General features: G+C 44.1%; 13 protein-coding genes. 8 read left to right on the top strand and 5 right to left on the bottom strand.

Annotated elements, in window-relative coordinates; genetic code table 11:
• Positions 1–6: 6 nt before the first annotated feature.
• Entirely contained in the window at positions 7–984 is a 978-nt protein-coding gene (znuA, locus tag GOL65_RS01700) for a zinc ABC transporter substrate-binding protein ZnuA (RefSeq protein ID WP_228723033.1), read from the bottom strand.
• Between the two features lie 67 nt (positions 985–1,051).
• On the opposite strand from znuA, the gene znuC reads away from it, so the two are divergent.
• The 4 genes from znuC to GOL65_RS01680 all read left to right on the top strand — a co-directional run bounded on the left by znuC (position 1,052) and on the right by GOL65_RS01680 (position 5,357).
• Positions 1,052–1,810 (top strand): zinc ABC transporter ATP-binding protein ZnuC, encoded by a 759-nt coding sequence (gene znuC, locus GOL65_RS01695; protein ID WP_140918507.1) that lies wholly within the window; start codon positions 1,052–1,054, stop codon positions 1,808–1,810.
• Positions 1,807–2,592: a zinc ABC transporter permease subunit ZnuB gene (gene znuB, locus GOL65_RS01690; protein ID WP_140918506.1), complete on the top strand. Its 786-nt coding sequence runs from the start codon at positions 1,807–1,809 to the stop codon at positions 2,590–2,592. The genes znuC and znuB overlap by 4 nt, the downstream gene beginning before the upstream one ends.
• A 217-nt stretch (positions 2,593–2,809) precedes the next feature.
• Positions 2,810–4,495 (top strand): aspartate:alanine antiporter, encoded by a 1,686-nt coding sequence (locus tag GOL65_RS01685; RefSeq protein WP_140918505.1) that lies wholly within the window; start codon positions 2,810–2,812, stop codon positions 4,493–4,495.
• Between the two features lie 292 nt (positions 4,496–4,787).
• Positions 4,788–5,357, top strand: coding sequence for a DUF1523 family protein (locus GOL65_RS01680; protein ID WP_130591452.1), 570 nt, complete (start codon positions 4,788–4,790; stop codon positions 5,355–5,357).
• Positions 5,358–5,420: 63 nt separating this feature from the next.
• Here the strand turns inward: GOL65_RS01680 and GOL65_RS01675 are convergent, their stop codons facing one another.
• Positions 5,421–9,944: an autotransporter outer membrane beta-barrel domain-containing protein gene (locus tag GOL65_RS01675; RefSeq protein ID WP_140918504.1), complete on the bottom strand. Its 4,524-nt coding sequence runs from the start codon at positions 9,942–9,944 to the stop codon at positions 5,421–5,423.
• A gap of 629 nt (positions 9,945–10,573) precedes the next feature.
• On the opposite strand from GOL65_RS01675, the gene rimO reads away from it, so the two are divergent.
• On the top strand, positions 10,574–11,908 hold the full coding sequence (rimO, locus tag GOL65_RS01670; protein WP_140918503.1) for a 30S ribosomal protein S12 methylthiotransferase RimO: 1,335 nt from the start codon (positions 10,574–10,576) through the stop codon (positions 11,906–11,908).
• A 65-nt stretch (positions 11,909–11,973) separates the two neighbouring features.
• Here the strand turns inward: rimO and GOL65_RS01665 are convergent, their stop codons facing one another.
• Positions 11,974–12,804 carry an aminoglycoside phosphotransferase family protein gene (locus GOL65_RS01665; RefSeq protein WP_228723032.1) on the bottom strand — a complete coding sequence of 277 codons (831 nt, stop codon included), beginning with the start codon at positions 12,802–12,804 and terminating at the stop codon, positions 11,974–11,976.
• Between the two features lie 53 nt (positions 12,805–12,857).
• The gene (gene bla, locus GOL65_RS01660; protein ID WP_140918502.1) at positions 12,858–13,736 is read right to left on the bottom strand and encodes a class A beta-lactamase; all 879 of its coding nucleotides are present in this window, start codon (positions 13,734–13,736) and stop codon (positions 12,858–12,860) included.
• Positions 13,737–14,000: 264 nt separating this feature from the next.
• Here bla and GOL65_RS01655 point away from each other — a divergent pair, with 264 nt between their 5' ends.
• The 3 genes from GOL65_RS01655 to GOL65_RS01645 all read left to right on the top strand — a co-directional run bounded on the left by GOL65_RS01655 (position 14,001) and on the right by GOL65_RS01645 (position 16,326).
• Entirely contained in the window at positions 14,001–14,861 is an 861-nt protein-coding gene (locus GOL65_RS01655; RefSeq protein WP_140918501.1) for a LysR family transcriptional regulator, read from the top strand.
• Between the two features lie 127 nt (positions 14,862–14,988).
• A complete protein-coding gene (gene artJ / locus GOL65_RS01650; protein WP_140918500.1) occupies positions 14,989–15,720 on the top strand; it encodes an arginine ABC transporter substrate-binding protein in 732 nt (243 codons plus the stop codon).
• Positions 15,721–15,828: 108 nt separating this feature from the next.
• The gene (locus GOL65_RS01645) at positions 15,829–16,326 is read left to right on the top strand and encodes a methylated-DNA--[protein]-cysteine S-methyltransferase (protein WP_140918499.1); all 498 of its coding nucleotides are present in this window, start codon (positions 15,829–15,831) and stop codon (positions 16,324–16,326) included.
• Positions 16,327–16,330: 4 nt separating this feature from the next.
• On the opposite strand, the gene rlmC is transcribed toward GOL65_RS01645, so the two are convergent.
• The gene (gene rlmC / locus GOL65_RS01640) at positions 16,331–17,476 is read right to left on the bottom strand and encodes a 23S rRNA (uracil(747)-C(5))-methyltransferase RlmC (protein ID WP_140918498.1); all 1,146 of its coding nucleotides are present in this window, start codon (positions 17,474–17,476) and stop codon (positions 16,331–16,333) included.
• Positions 17,477–17,505: the final 29 nt, after the last annotated feature.

The following is a 17,505-nucleotide window of genomic DNA, read 5'->3' as shown; positions in this document are numbered from 1 at the left end:
GTTCTGTTACTCCAGACAGCTCGTAAACTGTTGGGATAGCTCAGTTAAAAACTGTACATAGCTATCTTTACCTAACGTTACTTTGCTGCCTAACGGATCCAGTGTTCCGATGCGGACATTCGTCCCTTGGGCGACAGCATTTATGACGGCTGGCTGAAATTGTGGCTCAGCAAAAACGCATACCGCTTTATGCTCAACCAACTGTGTTCGTATATTGTGTAAACGTTGCGCTCCGGGCTGGATTTCGGGGTTTATTGTAAAGTGCCCTAATTGGGTTAAACCGAATGTTTTCTCAAAATAATTATAAGCGTCATGGAAAACAAAATATCCTTTGCCACGCAACGGCTGCATTATATTAGCAATATTTTCTTTTGTCAGCTCTAGTTGTTTCTCGAACTGACTAAGATTAGCATCTAGTTTGTCCTTATTTTGTGGCATAAGTTCCAATAATTTGTGATGAATTGCAATTGCGGATTGTTTTGCTATATCCGGCGACATCCAAATGTGCATATTGTAGTCACCATGGTGATGGTCATGTTCGTCATGATTATGAGCGTTATCAATGTGTTGTTCCTGATGCCCTTCTTCATGATCGTCATCTTCATTGCCTTTAATCAATAATGGTTTTACTGAGTCCAGCGTGGCTAACGGAATTTGTTTCTTTTCATTCACCTGTTGCAATGGTTTAGTCAGAAAAGCTTCCATATCCGGGCCTATCCATACCACCAGGTCCGCTGAGCGTATTTTCTGGACATCTGATGGACGAAGCGCATAATCATGCGGCGATGCACCATCCGGAAGCAGTACTTCTACCGGCATTATCCCTTCGGTAATGGCTGATGCAATAAAACCCAGCGGTTTTGTTGAGGTTAAAACGGCGGCTGACGCGTTAATAGCAACACCTGCTGTTAATAATGTTCCTGCCAAAATCATGCGGTTAAACCATTTTGTATTTGCTGTTTGCTGCATTTGTTCTAATCTCATTTGAATAGTAATTGCCTTTGATATGTTATAATATAACACATCTTGAATTCTGCAAGAAAAATGAAAAATGTCCAGTTTGCTTAAGTTAGAACATATTTCTGTTGTTTTCGGTAGCCGGAAAGTTCTGTCCGATGTTTCACTGACCTTGAATGAAGGGCAGATCCTTACCCTGCTCGGCCCTAACGGTGCGGGTAAATCAACGCTGGTCCGTGTTGTTTTGGGGCTGGTCTCACCTGCCTCAGGGAAGATTAGCTGCCCCAAAGATTTACGTATTGGCTATGTACCGCAGAAATTGCACCTTGACCCTACCTTGCCACTAACCGTTGAGCGCTTTATGCGCCTGCGTCCTGGGGTAAAGAAAGAAGATATTCTGCCAGCCCTCAGCCGCGTTCAGGCCAAACATTTAGTAAAAATGCCGATGCAGAAACTCTCTGGTGGGGAAACCCAACGCGTTTTACTGGCAAGGGCTTTATTAAATCGCCCTCAATTGCTGGTACTGGATGAACCGACTCAGGGGGTTGATGTTAATGGACAACTGGCGTTATATGACCTGATTGAGAAGCTACGAACTGAACTGAATTGTGCGGTATTAATGGTTTCTCACGATCTGCATTTAGTGATGGCAAAAACTGATGAAGTATTGTGCCTTAATCAGCATATTTGCTGTTCTGGAGCACCGGAGGCTGTCTCAGAACATCCGGAGTTTATTGCTATGTTTGGCCATCGTGGTGCCAGACAGTTAGCGGTCTACCATCACCGGCATAATCATCAACATGACCTACAGGGTCGTATTGTTCTTAAAACTTCAGGCAGTAATAAAGCATGATAGAACTGTTATTTCCAGGCTGGATGGCGGGCGTATTGCTGGCCCTGGCGGCGGGTCCTTTAGGCTCTTTTGTTGTTTGGCGTCGGATGTCCTATTTTGGCGATACACTCGCCCATTCATCTTTATTGGGTGTAGCCTTTGGCCTGTTATTGAACATTAATCCGTTTTACGCGGTGATTGCCATTACTCTACTGTTAGCTGTTGGTCTGGTATGGCTGGAGCGCCGCCCTCAATTTGCGGTGGATACGCTACTAGGAATTTTAGCCCATAGTGCCCTGTCTTTAGGTTTGGTTACTATCAGTTTAATGTCGAACGTACGCGTTGACCTGATGGCTTATCTGTTTGGTGACCTGCTATCTGTCACCATTAATGACCTGTGGATGATTGGTGCGGGTGTAATTGTGGTACTGGCAATTTTATGGTGGCAATGGCGTTCATTATTATCTGTCACCATCAATCCTGAACTGGCACATGTTGACGGTATTAATCCTGAAAGGGTTCGCCTGTTGTTGATGCTGGTTACAGCACTAACCATTGGTCTGGCAATGAAATTTGTTGGAGCTCTGATTATCACCTCATTACTGATTATTCCTGCTGCTACGGCGCGCAGATTCTCCAGAACACCAGAACAAATGGCTGGCTTTGCGGTTATTATTGGCATTATTGCCGTAACCGGTGGTTTAACCCTTTCCGCTTTCCACGATACGCCAGCAGGCCCTTCAGTGGTGCTTTGCTCTTGCTGTCTGTTCATACTCAGTCTGATGAAAAGACAATCTGATTAATCTTATGAGAAATAAAGAGAATATAAATTTATTGATCTCGTGAGGTAAAGTCGTATTTTTTAGTATGAATGATACGGTAATAAGCTTTAAAATAGCCCGTCAGAAATATAAAGGTCTTGCAGATGGCAGATTTTTCGTCAGTGCAAGACTCTTTTTTATGTGAATTCTAAAGATGAATTCACTATTCCTCCATTGCAAATGACGTAAAGTTAACATTGTGAATATTGATATTATCAGCCTGCTAAACAGTAACTACATTCTTTTGCTGTTCGTAGTATTAGCATTAGGCTTGTGTTTAGGGAAAATTCGGCTGGGTTCGGTTCAACTGGGCGGATCGATTGGCGTACTGGTTATCTCCTTATTATTAGGCTATCAGCATTTTACGATTAACACCGAAGCCTTAAGTCTGGGCTTTATGCTGTTCATCTTCTGTGTGGGTGTTGAAGCCGGTCCAAACTTCTTTGCTATCTTCTTTCGTGATGGAAAAAACTATTTTTTACTGGCACTGGTTCTGGTTGGTAGTGCTATGTGCATTGCACTGGGATTGGGTAAATTCCTTAAGTGGGATATCGGCCTCACCGCCGGTATGCTGGCCGGATCGATGACTTCAACACCGGTACTGGTAGGCGCAGGTGATACGTTACGCCATACCACATCGGATGCCGCCCTATTAGCTACCGCTCAGGATCACCTCAGTCTGGGTTATGCCCTGACTTATCTGATTGGCCTGGTTAGCTTAATCTTTGCTGCTCGCTATATGCCAAAACTACAGCGACAGGATTTATCTACCTGTGCCCAGCAAATTGCCAGAGAGCGTGGTCTGGATCATGATAGTCAGCGTAAGGTTTATCTGCCGGTGATTCGCGCCTATCGTGTAGGACCGGAGCTGGTGGCATGGGCAGCGGGTAAAAACCTGCGTGAGTTGGGTATCTATCGCCAGACGGGTTGTTATATCGAAAAGATTCGCCGTAACGGTATTATCGCCTCGCCTGATGGTGATGCGGTTTTACAAGTCAATGATGAGATTTCACTGGTGGGTTATCCTGACGCCCATGCCCGATTAGATCCCAGTTTTCGCAATGGTAAAGAGGTATTCGAGCGCGATTTGCTGGATATGCGTATTGTTACCGAAGAGATTGTGGTCAAAAACAATAATGCAGTAGGCAAACGTCTGAGCCAAATTAACCTGACTGACCATGGTTGCTTCCTGAACCGGGTTATCCGCAGCCAGATTGAGATGCCTATTGATGATAATATTGTGCTGAATGCGGGTGATGTTCTGCAAATCAGCGGTGATGCTCATCGGGTTAAAAGCGTTGCGGAACGTATTGGTTTTATCTCTATCCATAGTCAGGTTACCGATCTGCTGGCCTTCTGTGCCTTCTTTATTCTTGGTTTGATGATTGGTCAGATCACTTTCCAGTTCAGTAACTTTTCATTTGGTATTGGTAATGCTGCTGGTCTGCTGTTCTCTGGCATTATGCTGGGCTTTATGCGGGCTAATCACCCAACCTTTGGCTATATTCCTCAGGGTGCCCTCAATATGGTCAAAGAGTTCGGATTGATGGTATTTATGGCAGGTGTCGGATTAAGTGCCGGTAGCGGCATCGGCAACAATCTGGGACTGGTTGGTGGTCAAATGCTGGTTGCCGGTTTATTGGTTAGCCTGGTTCCTGTAGTTATTTGCTACCTGTTTGGTGCCTATGTTCTACGCATGAACCGTGCCCTGTTATTTGGTGCCATTATGGGTGCCAGAACCTGTGCTCCTGCAATGGAAATTATTAGCGATACTTCCCGTAGCAATATTCCAGCTTTGGGATATGCGGGTACCTATGCGATTGCTAACGTATTACTAACGCTGGCCGGTTCATTAATCATTATCATTTGGCCAAGTTTGCTATAGAATAATTACATATAAATCATGGCATTATCTAATAGTGTAAAAAAAGTGAAAAAAATCTTGCTTACGTGATGAACTATTTCAACGTATTCACGTCTTAAATAGTGCCACTGCTTTACTTTAGAACTCCCTCATTGAGGTTGACCCGATAAGTCATTTTTACGTTTCATACTTATCGGGTTTTTTATTGCCTGTAATTCAGTCACTCTCACGATTTGTTCATGCATGTCATTACGCAATGACATACAATGTAAGAAGTGCATTACCCCCAAACTCATAGGGAAGCGTGATTCTTATGTCATTAATCAAGAAAATATTTATCGGTTATCTGGTCTGTTTTGCTATTGGTACTGCCCTTCTTTGCAGCTTTTATCTGCCTTCAACTGATATTGTTAAAATCACCGGTTCTGAAGTTAAACGCGTTGATAATGATGGCCCAATTTCGGCAGAAAACCCGGCTGATGGCCCAACTCGTGATGTGTATTACATTTATACTATCAACGAAAATAAAAAGATTATGGTTTACCGCAATGAAGATACCGGGTGGAGCTTCCCATGGTATTTCAAATTTAATAGCGCTGATATTCAAGCCCAGGCTCAATCTGCTAACGATGCCAATCAAATCACCCGCGTAGTTCACTACGGCTGGCGTTTTAATATGGTTCATATGTTCAAGAACATTATCTCAATTAAGCCCGTTGATGGGTTTGATGCATCCGGATTCTCTTTTTATACGGTAATGAAAATTCTGGGCTGGATTATCTGGTTTGTTCTGATTGCTATTCAGGCTGCATTACCAACGGTTATTACCAACTGGCGTGACCGTAAAGACCTGAAGCGCCCTGATGGTTCTATTGTTAAATAAGTTATCGTCTCTATAAATTGAAAAAGGCAGCCAAAAGGCTGCCTTTTTTATCGCTATGGCTAATCAGAAACGGTACTTAATACCAAAGTTAACGGAGGTATCACTGTAACCATCACCACCCATTTGCTGAGCCACATTGCTCCACAGATTAAGATGGCTGTTTATTTGCCCTTCAGCACCCAGTTTCAGTTCACCAATATTACGGCTGCCAACCTGCTCCAGACGCACATCGTTCATATAAACACCGGTCAACTCACTGTTATACAACCAGTTAAGTGCGGCATAGATGGTAAACAGTTTATTGGTTCCCTTGTCTTTATCATGAACGCCTTCACGGGAAACTTTTAGCCCTAAACGGGTTTGAACATTGTCTTTACCGCTGGAGCGAACATCGGTACCACCTGCTTCACGATAATCGTTAATGTCCAATGCATTAAAGATGACTTGAGCCTGAGGCGTGATAAATACATTACCATTTAGGCCCTGATAAACCGGAAGACGATAACCACCTTCCAGTGATGCACTGTATCCCTTAATGTCATAGTCTTCCTGTGACAACTTCTCACCATTGACTGAAGCATCCAACCAGCTGTATTGCAACCAGCTATCCAGATACAGACCATTTAAGGTTTTAGCATCCTGATACCAGGTGCCATAAACCCCTGCGGTATAACCATCAACACGACCTTTGGAATGATAACCGGTAAAGGTAGAACGCGTTTTACTGCTGGCATTACCGTATCCCAGCATCACCCCTAAGCCTAAACGATCCTGTTCACCAAACTGATGAGACAGAATTTCACCACCGCCTTGTATAACATAGCTATTGGTAGTAGTACGTAATTGCCCGGATGATTCACGCTGGCGATTATGGCTACCTGACTGACGCAACCACATACTGCTGTTTTCTGCGCGACCTTCACGATCTTCCAGACGCAGGTTAAACATGGTTTTAGCCGCAGCCATATTGGCAATATAGCTACCCGCTTCCGGACGATAAATCGATGTACCTTCGTCTGGCGTGACTTCTTCAGGCTTAGCGCCATTGCCATTATCCTCACCACCAGACTGCTCTTCGGTGGTATTACGCAGGTACCAGTGCCCATCTTCTGCAATCGTGCCATTTTTATACAGCAAGTATTCATAAGCACCGGCTACCGCACGGTTAGCCAATTTAAACTCACCGTTTGATGCACCGTTAACGTTCACAACCTGAATACCATTTTGGGTTGCTGCACCGGCACCATTAACGTTATTGACTATCAGGTCGGTAGCTCCTGCACTGTCACCACTAATGACTAATTTATCCGTTACTGAGCTGTCATCGCCCAGTTGGGTATTAATAATTAACTGGCTACCGTCATTTCCGGCATAATTACCATTAATATTCAGTCGGTTGCCGGTAGTCCCGCCAGCCAAAAGAATGGTACCGCTGTTGTTGAGACCGCCAACGGTAAAGTGACTGGCCGCAGCAGATTCATACCCTGATAATGCATTCAAAGCAGAAACCGTACCGGCGTTATCAATATATCCGCCAACATTACCGCTACCACCAAGTACTGCACCTGATAGCACCTTCACTTGTGCGCTGGCAGAAAGTGCACCCGTTGAATCCGTATTGTCACCAATCACCAGAGTGCCATCTTCTACCGTTGTATTACCGGTATAGGTTAGATCGCGGTTGACGATCATCATGGAAGCGCCCTGCTTGTACAGGTCACCGTTACCATAGATATCATTTTCCAGCACCCAGCTATTATTGGCCGTCAGGTAAAGTTCACCCTGATTATCGATACTGGCGCTCCCCAATTGGGAAGCGCTAACGGCGCGTAATGTGGAATTCTGAGCTACTGCAAACAGACCACTAAATCCGCTGTTATCTGCATCCGGCGTAATATCAGTGCTGTCTTGCAGAGACACCACGCCCTGGCCCGCCAGAGTACGAGTAAAGGCATGCGTCGGCACGGCACTATCCGGTGTAATGGATAACGTTAATTTATCATCAGCCCCAGTCAGAGTAATTTTTCCTGTTGCTCCAAGGCCATTCACCTGATCCAAAGCAATGGATGAGCTGTTGTTCAGCGTTACATCACCGCTGTACTGTTCATTGGTACCATTCACTACGACGGCACTACTATCCAATATCAGGCTGCCCGTTCCGACCAGTGTGTCCTGAGCAATCAGACCACCATAATTATCACCAACAGTTCGTTGTGCTGAAGTAATAGTAAGCTGGCTGCCATCACTAAGATTGACCTGACTGTCAACCGCCGTACTGAGCTTACCCACTGACTGTTGATAGTTATTCATCAACACTTGAGTATCTGCATCCAGCTGTAGGTGAGATGTCTGCCCCAGCACGTTATTATTTGCCAGCGACAATACACCCTGACGAATAAAGGTTTCACCCGTGTAGTCATTACCCCCATTGGATAATGAAACGGTTTGGCTCACGGCATCAATGGCCAAATCGCCACTTCCGGTTAGTTTAGCGCGTAAGTCGGTTGCTAAGCCAATAGAGCCCGCATCAGGTGTCAGGATCAGCGCATTATCACCACTGCCCTGCAGTTCCAACTGTTTCAATCCATAACCAATATACAGACCGTCATTGTTTGTGCCGCTGCTTAACTGGAAATCGTAAGTTCCTTTGGCAACCACACTCCCATTTTGAGATACATCCAACAGCTGGGCATTGCTGATCGCGTTACCGTTCTCATCAATCAGATCAAGCTGACCACCGGTTCCGGAAACACTGCCATTGGCTTTAATCAACATCACCAGAGTCTGTTCATCATCCTGCTCTAATAACGATTTATTGCCGTTAATCACCGGGATGTCGTTAGGTACAGCCGAAGGCATGGAGACCTGTACAGAACCTGCACCGCTAATATCCAAAACGCTATTAGCATCAGTTTCTACCCAATTTGAAGATAGCAGTTCTCCCGGAGTGATAGTGGAGTCAAAAGACAACTGACCGCCATTAAACGTCAGTCCGCCAATGGACTGAGCCCCAACTCCAACGGTTGCCTGACTACCATGATTAAGTTGTAGTGTTGTCCCTTGCAAAAACTGAAGATTTTGTGGAGCGTTCAGCGAATCAAGCGCAAAGCGAGTATTGTTTAGTGCTACCGTCCCGGTAAAAGCACTATTGGTATTGTCAGCAAAGCTAAACTGATTATTATCAGTATCAACGTTAATCAGGCCATTGCCTGAAATCCGGTTAATCAGTTCCCAATCGCTATTACCGAGAAGGGTCAACGTGCCATTATTCGAGATAGCGACATTACTCAAATTTTGCTGCTGTTGAGCCGTCAGAGTTCCGTCGTTTTCAATGGTGAACTTACCGGTAAAACCGCTGTTATCGGCAGTCAATTCTGTATTACCACTCAGAACATTAATGGCGCCCTGACCAACAATAGCGGCTCCCAGTTGATAATCATCATTGGTATGATTAAGGGTAATCTTACCGTCACCAACAAAACTACCCTGACCAAATTGAATGATATTGGCATTAACAGTACCAGCCGCCAGTGCACTTTCACCGGCTCGTCCACCAACAATTAATTCACCAAGAGAGCCTGCGTATCTGGAAATATGAATATTATTTTCACTGGTCAGGGTTCCACCATCAGCTACAACAATCGCGCTTTGGCTCTTGTTACCTTCACCAATATAGATATTCTCTGCCTGTGCTAATGAATTGTTTCCGGTAATAGAAAGCAGGCTTTCACCCTGAATATTTTCCACGCGACCAACGCTAATATAGGAGTCCGCTTTTACAGTTCCGCCATTAGTAACCGTTAGTATTCCCTGGTTGTAGGTACCAACAAGGATTCTATTTTCAGCATAAAACTCACTACCCGTGCCATCAACCGTCACATAACCTTTGGTGGTATTAGCGCCACGGCTACCAATATATATTCCAACACCTCTACCTGTGCCATCATTATCTCTGACGCTAAACTTTCCGCCATCAGTGATATTCAGATAACCAGTGGCACCATTACTACCAATTGAAACCTCACCGCTCCCCAGAGAAAGCGATTGGTTTAATGGTGTAACTATAACTTCACTCCCTGGTCCGGTAATATTCAGTATGCCAACAGCCCCAACGGAGTTAGTTGTTCCGCCATCACCACCAATCGCCATTGGATAAGCATAACTGGTATTAATGACCTGGACTTTACCGCCCTTTTCAACATTCATTACCGCATAAGAGTTTGGATTACGGGCAAGGTTGATAAGTCTGGCAGTAAGAATACCGTTTTCTGTAACGGTAAGCGTTCCATTAGATCCTTCTTTTATATACTCTTCAAATCCAATCAGAACGCGGCCGGTACTTGATACATTAGTTGGCCTGATGTCCATTTCTGTATCAATGGTCATCTCTTGATCGTGATGAAGTATGATGTTACTGCCATTTGCATTAACGGATTGCGGAAAGGTAGCAGAGAGAGTGGAGAAGGCTCCGGCAATAACGGCTAGCGCAATGCGTTTCTTTTTAAACGCATAATCAGAATGTTTACCGTTTGATTTTGAATAATTAAATGTGTTGTTCAAAACAATCCCTTTTATATTTGCAACCATATCCTATCCAGGATAAGAGTAATTAATATTATTTAATGCGTTTGAAAATTAATAGACAGGTAATAAATCAGATGAGTAATGATACCAAAGTATCATTATAGATCCACACATTTTAGAATAAAAAACGTCCACGAATCAGTGGGTGAATACTTGATACATCCCATTACATGGGCGATAACTGATGAAGTCTGAGCAATGCCCTGCCACTTTATGCAAAAATGATAACCATGAAATCCTTGCTATACCTGATATTCCCCTAATACCAGTTACTTTTGATTATTTATTAATCAACAGATGAGCAACACTTATTAGTTAAAATGAAAATCAAGATCTATAACTATTTAAAATGAAAATCTATTGAGTTGTTAAAATTTAAAATAAACTCAACAAACAAGTTGAATTACCATTCATTATCATGCTCATCTCATTCTGATTTATTTTGAAACTCAAATATTCTGGTTTTATCTGCCCGATCTTCTAAACTACTACAGCTATCTACCAGCAAATCACCGCAGCTGGCTATATAATTTTGGCTCCGACATCGGTAGAATTCCATCCCAGTCGCTAACAGCTGCAAATATCGACAAATCGATATACGGCTGAATTACTAAATCAATGAGTTTTTCATAATGCCCCAAACTACAACACCTCATGCTCCAACAGTCGGATTTATTTCTTTAGGCTGCCCTAAAAATCTGGTCGATTCAGAGCGTATCCTCACGGAATTGCGCACTGAAGGTTATCAGGTGGTTCCAAGTTACGAAGGTGCCGATCTGGTTATCGTTAATACCTGCGGCTTTATTGAGGGCGCAGTGCAAGAATCTCTGGAAGCCATTGGGGAAGCATTAACCGAAAACGGCAAAGTTATCGTAACGGGCTGTTTGGGTGCAAAAGAAGATCAGATCCGTGAAGTCCATCCTAAGGTGCTGGAAATCACTGGTCCCCATAGTTATGAACAAGTATTAGCTCACGTTCATACCTATGCGCCAAAACCAGAATACAATCCTTTTACCAGTCTGGTTCCTGCTCAGGGTGTTAAGTTGACCCCTAAACATTATGCTTATCTGAAAATATCCGAAGGCTGTAATCATCGTTGTACCTTCTGCATTATTCCTTCCATGCGGGGAGATCTGGACAGTCGCCCGATTGGCTCAGTGTTGGATGAAGCAAAACGTTTAGTCGATGCTGGTGTAAAAGAACTGCTGGTTATTTCACAAGATACTTCAGCTTACGGTGTGGATGTTAAACATCGTACCGGTTTCTGGAATGGTCAGCCGGTTAAAACTGATATGGTAAGCCTGTGTGAGCAACTTTCCACTATGGGAATTTGGGTGCGTTTACACTATGTCTACCCTTATCCACACGTGGATGATGTTATTCCATTGATGGCCGCTGGCAAGATTCTGCCTTATCTGGATATTCCTCTGCAGCACGCCAGCCCAAAAATTCTGAAGGCGATGAAACGTCCTGGTTCAGTAGAACGCACGCTGGAGCGAGTTAAACGCTGGAGAGAAATCTGTCCTCAATTAACGCTGCGCTCCACCTTTATTGTTGGCTTCCCTGGTGAAACAGAAGAAGATTTCGCAATGCTGCTGGACTTCTTGCGTGAAGCTAAGCTGGATCGCGTAGGTTGTTTTAAATACAGCCCGGTTGAAGGTGCAGCCGCCAATGAACTTGCCGATCAGGTACCGGAAGAGATAAAAGAAGAGCGCTTCCATCGCTTTATGCAGCTGCAACAACAAATTTCTGCCCAACGCTTACAGGACAAAATTGGCCTGACGTTGCCGGTTATTATTGATGAAATTGATGAAGAAGGCGCTATTGGCCGCAGTATGGCTGATGCACCAGAAATTGACGGTGTGGTTTATCTGAATGAAGAACGCCAGGTTAAAGTGGGCGACATTGTTCAAGTCACTATCGAAAATGCTGACGAATACGACCTGTGGGGTTCTGTAGCAAGATAATGCTGCACGTATTTGGCTAATAAAAATCCCGGCGCCTATCAGCCGGGATTTTTATATCAACCAGACTAAAAATCTCTATCTCTCAGTTCATCAAGCGCCAGCCTTGCAACAGCCAATGGCGTTTCCGGGTTTTCACCATCCTCAATAAACCAGGCTGCCGAAAGTGCCGACCACGAAATAATCCATGCCAACAGTCGATTACACTCGATATTTGCTGTTTCGCTTACTATTTCCAGACGTCGGCTAAATCGTTGTGGATTGGTAGCAATATCTGCCCGAGGATTACAAAAGATATTGGCGAAATCAAATCCTCGTTCACCTGATAATCCCTTGGGATCAATTGCCAGCCATCCTCTCTCTCCTGCATCCAGAATATTTCCATGATGAATATCACCATGAAGAATCCTTGTATCCTGCGGTTGTGAAAATAATCGACACGCAATAGATTCAGCTCTGCTAAAAATTCCGCTCTGACTTTTTGCAGCCAAAGAGAGTGATTTAAACCACTCAGGCAGAGAAACTAATCCGGAATAAGAAGGTATTTGCTGTGCATGTAGCCGATTGGTTACCTGACAAATTATCCGGGTTGCCTGATCATCTTGCCCACCGATGGCCATCTCAAGCAGCGATTGTTCTCCTGACAGATACTCAAGCAATATAGCGTCATGATCCTGCTTCAATACCTGCGCTGCACCCTGACCATTCCACCCTATCATTAACCCTGAGCCTCTTCGCTCTTCTGCTGACAGAGGAATTTTTAGCATTGCCCGTCTGTTACCATAGTAAACTCGCTGCAGACAGTTGGAATGGGTGTAGAACGGCTCACCGTCTTCAGTAAGCTGCCAAAGGGTTACATAGTCGCGTAATCTGGTTATCCCATCCGACAACGTCATCATTTGTCTGCTCAATGTTCAACACCCATCCTGTTTAATATCAAAGATCAGAGGCCCTATGTGACGATTTTTGCTGCTGACGCTAAAACTTCTCTACGAGATTTAGCATTTTTTTCATTCTGGGTAAAATAAGTAACCAGAATTAGGGGGGCTTTATCTTTTGGCCAGATAACAGCAATATCATTAGTAGTGCCATAAGAACCGCTACCCGTTTTATCGCCTACCACCCATTCAGCCGGTAATCCAGCACGAATACTGGCGGCTCCGGTAGTATTTCCTTTTAGCCACTCCACCAGTTGGGCACGCTGTGGTGCAGCAAGCGCCTCTCCCAAGGTCAATTTTTGCAGGCTGACCGCCATAGCCAGCGGCGTTGTGGTATCACGTTTATCACCGGGAATTGCCGTATTTAACGTTGGTTCAGTACGATCTAAACGAAATGATTGGTCACCAATAGAACGCGCAAACGCCGTGGCTTTTTGGGGGCCACCCAACTGTTCTATCAGTTTATTCATTGCTGCGTTATCACTGTATTTCAATGTAGCGGCACTCAGCTCTGCTAATGACATTTTATTGTTTAAACGCTTTTCAGCAATCGGGCTATGACTAACCAGGTCTTTCTTTTTAATATCCACCTGCTGATCCAAAAGGCCTTTTTGTGATTCACTCTGTTTTAATACTCCTGCAACTACCATCATTTTACTGGTACTGCACATTGGGAAACGCTCATCACCGCGATAGATAATCTGTGAATTATCCGCAGTATTAATTAGAACCACGCCCAATCGTCCACCGGTACTTTTTTCTAAATCAGCCAGATTCTGTTGGATCATTGAAGTCTGGTTGGTTGTAGCGGCCAACAATGGTGTAGAAAATGTGATAAACGGTACAAAAGCGGCTACTGCCAACATGCTTTTACGCAACATATTTTTAGTCATATTAGTCTCGTTAAATGAAATATTTTACAAAAGTCGTTCTCTCAAATGGTTATGCATTATCACTTCAATGGGTAATTCGCTTATCAAAAGAAATACTATTACCATAGCCAGATTAGTCGCTATGATGACAGGTATTAATCATCATGCCCTGCTCTATTAATACTTTGGATTAGTGATAATCCGAGCAATATCAATCATTATAAAACGATTCACAAGCAAGGTTATTTTCACCAAGGGTAAAGAAAAACTTATAGGTGTTCATTAATGCGATCTTTTTTTCCTCTTAATGCGCTACGTGCTTTCGAAGCTTCAGCCAGACATCTGAACTTTACCCGTGCCGGGCTTGAATTAAACGTAACTCAGGCAGCGGTTAGCCAACAGGTTCGCTTGCTCGAAGCACAACTGGGCACAGCCCTGTTTAAACGTTTGCCCCGTGGCCTGGAGATGACTGAACAAGCTCAGGTTTTACTTCCGGTATTAACTGAATCATTTGATCATATTCAGACGGTATTAAAACGTTTTGAAGGAGGAGAATTTCATGAGGTACTTACGATTGCTACCGTAGGTACTTTTGCTGTGGGTTGGCTACTTCCCAGACTGTGGAAATTCCGTGAAAAATACCCTTTCATTGAATTGAAATTACTCACCAATAACAATGTGGTCAATCTTGCTGCCGAAGGTTTGGATTTCGCCATTCGGTTTGGTGAAGGCAGCTGGTCGACCAGTGACAATACGCTATTATTCGATGCTCCATTAACGGTGTTATGTTCGCCAGAGACCGCTAAACGTCTGGCAGAACCGGGCGATCTTGAGAAAGAAACCCTTCTTCGCTCTTACCGTGAAGAAGAATGGGAGCGCTGGCTAATTCACGCCGGTCTCAGCCCATGGCGACCAAATGGCATAATTTTCGATTCTTCTCGTTTGATGGTTGAGGCCGCCATACAAAATGTCGGGGTCGCTCTGGCCCCAGCAAAAATGTTTGAACGAGAGTTAACAACCGGTGTTCTTATCCGCCCCTTCAAAACAGAGATCGATATGGGCAGCTACTGGCTAACCCGACTGAAATCCAAACGTCTGACTTCAGCGATGCAGCTGTTTCAGGATTGGATATGTCAGGAGGATTAAACTGACGCTTTTTTCATCTCTTTCATCTTTAATAAAGATTTTGCTTGCTTATTCATATTTAATGAATATATATTCGATTTATGCGAATAAATATTCATAGCCATTTTTTATTATCGGAGTCTGTACCATGAAGAAAGTTGTAGCCATTCTGTTATTAGCCGGTGCCGCGTTATCTGCTCAGGCAGCCGATCCCATCCGTTTTGCATCATCTGCAACTTACCCTCCGTTTGAGTTTATGGATAAAGACAGCAATATTGCAGGTTTTGATATCGATCTGGCCAAAGCACTTTGCAAAGAGATGAAAACAGAATGTACTTTTTCCAACCATGCGTTTGATAGCCTGATCCCTGCTTTGAAATTCCGTCGTTATGATGTGGTAATTTCTGGTATGGATATCACCGCCGAACGTAGCAAACAGGTTCTGTTTAGCCAGCCTTATTATGCTAACTCTGCAGTGCTTATTGTACGTAAAGGTACCATTACTTCTGTTGACCAGATGAAAGGCAAAAAAGTGGGTATGGAGAATGGTTCCACTCATCAGAAATACATGAATGAAAAGCATCCTGAAATTAAAACCGTTCCTTATGATAGCTACCAAACTGCAGTTATCGACCTGAAGAACGGTCGTCTGGATGCCGTATTTGGTGATACTGCGGCGGTGAACGAATGGCTAAAAACCAGCCCTGAGCTGGTCACTTTAGGTGAGCATATTGCCGATCCAGCCTATTTTGGTGCAGGTTTAGGTATTGCAGTACGTCAGGATAACGCTGAGCTGATGAATAAAATCAACACCGCGCTGGAAGCAGTGAAAAAGGACGGCACCTACCAGCAAATCAGTCATAAGTGGTTTCCGCAATAAATCATTGTCCCAGACATAAAAATGGCCTCTTTATGAGGCCATTTTTACTTTTAGTTTCGCAGTGTTAATATACTTTTTCTCTCGTTTCCGGTTAAAGGATAACCTGCTATGTATCATCAACTCTATCTCTCCCCTGTGGGTCAATTGCGTATCGTGGCGGACGATATTGCCCTGAGACAGCTTTGGCTACCAAATGAAGTTGAGCGCCGCCAGCCGGAGAGCACATGGATTGACGATGCTCAGCATCCGATTATTTGTTTAGTGGTTAAAACTCTTACTGATTATTTTGCCGGTAAAAAAGTAGATTTCAGCCTAATCCCTTGCGAGCCAGAAGGCTCAGAGTTTCAAAAAAGCGTCTGGCATCAGCTTAAATCTATTGATTACGCAAAGGTCGTCAGCTATGGCGATATCGCCGCAGCGATCAATAAACCTAAAGGTGCACAAGCGGTGGGTGGAGCCGTAGGGGCTAATCCTATTGCTATTATTCTTCCCTGCCATCGGGTGATGGGAAAAGATAATTCATTAACCGGATACTCTGGTGGTTTACACGTGAAGAAAGCACTGCTGGAGCTGGAAGGCATTCCCTATAAAGAGAATAAACGCTAAGGCTTTATTTTGTCTCAATACGTTGTAGTAAAGTCAGAACTTCATAATGCGCGGTATGAGGGAACATATCAAACAGTTGAACCCTCACTATCCGGTAGCCGGTAAGCTGATGAATATCTTTTGTCATCGTTTGCGCATTACAGCTGGAATAAAGTATCCAGTCCGGGGACATTTGACTCAGATATTCACAAAGCTCTTCACCAATTCCCCGACGCGGTGGATTAACCAGAACCAGATCCGGAATATTCTGTTGATGTTTGCTACGGGCAAACTGAGTTGAATCCAGTGCATCAAACTCAATATTATTCAATCCAATGGAAGCCGCCGAGCGTTTAGCACATTCAATAGCTTCCGCGCTGATTTCAATACCCGTCAGTTTAATCTCAGAATTAGCCGCGCAATGAAGGCCAAAGCCCCCCACACCGCAGAACAGATCCCACATACTGTGAATATTCAACGTTGATACCCACTCTCTTGCGGTGGCATACAGCTTTTCTGCTACTTCAGGATTAGTCTGAAAAAAACTGCGCGGCCGAATATACAACGGAATATGATTTAACTGTTCTTCTAACGCATCCTGGGAAGTGAGAATGATTTCCTGTTCCCCTTCCAGCACCGCCATGTGAATCGGTTGGATATTTGCCGATATAACCTGTAGTTGAGGTAACTGTGCCTGTAACCAGGGTATAGCCTGGCGCAACTGTTGGAGTTTATTTTCTGAACGCAGCACAAAACGCAGCATTAATCCGCCATTGAACTGACTCTCAGTAAGCAGAATAAATTTCAATTCGCCCCGTTTACGTTCTACGTTATAGGGTGTTAATCCTGCCCGGGCAATAAACTGTTTGAGGTATGGAAACACATTGCGCATAGACTCAGGATAAAGTGGACAGTCACACAAATCGACCGCTTCACCCTGTTTAACTGGTAGCCCTAATATCGGACGTTCAACACTACCGCTTACCACCATTTTTGCTTTATTGCGAAAGCCAGCCTCAACACCTGATACCGGCATACACCACTGCTCAACGGGGATCGAATCCAGCAATATTGCCAGCCCTTGCTGTTTCTCTTCCAGTTGCTGTGAATAGGGTTTATCTATCCATTGGCATGAATAACAAAGCCCTGCGGCATGAAGCTGGCACTGCATCAGAACGGACTCCGGAACACTGGATTAAG

The sequence above is a fragment of the Limnobaculum xujianqingii genome (assembly GCF_013394855.1).
Lineage (GTDB): Bacteria > Pseudomonadota > Gammaproteobacteria > Enterobacterales > Enterobacteriaceae > Limnobaculum > Limnobaculum xujianqingii.
The sequence above is the reverse complement of the archived record's forward strand: the minus strand, read 5'-3'. Positions and strand labels throughout refer to the sequence as shown.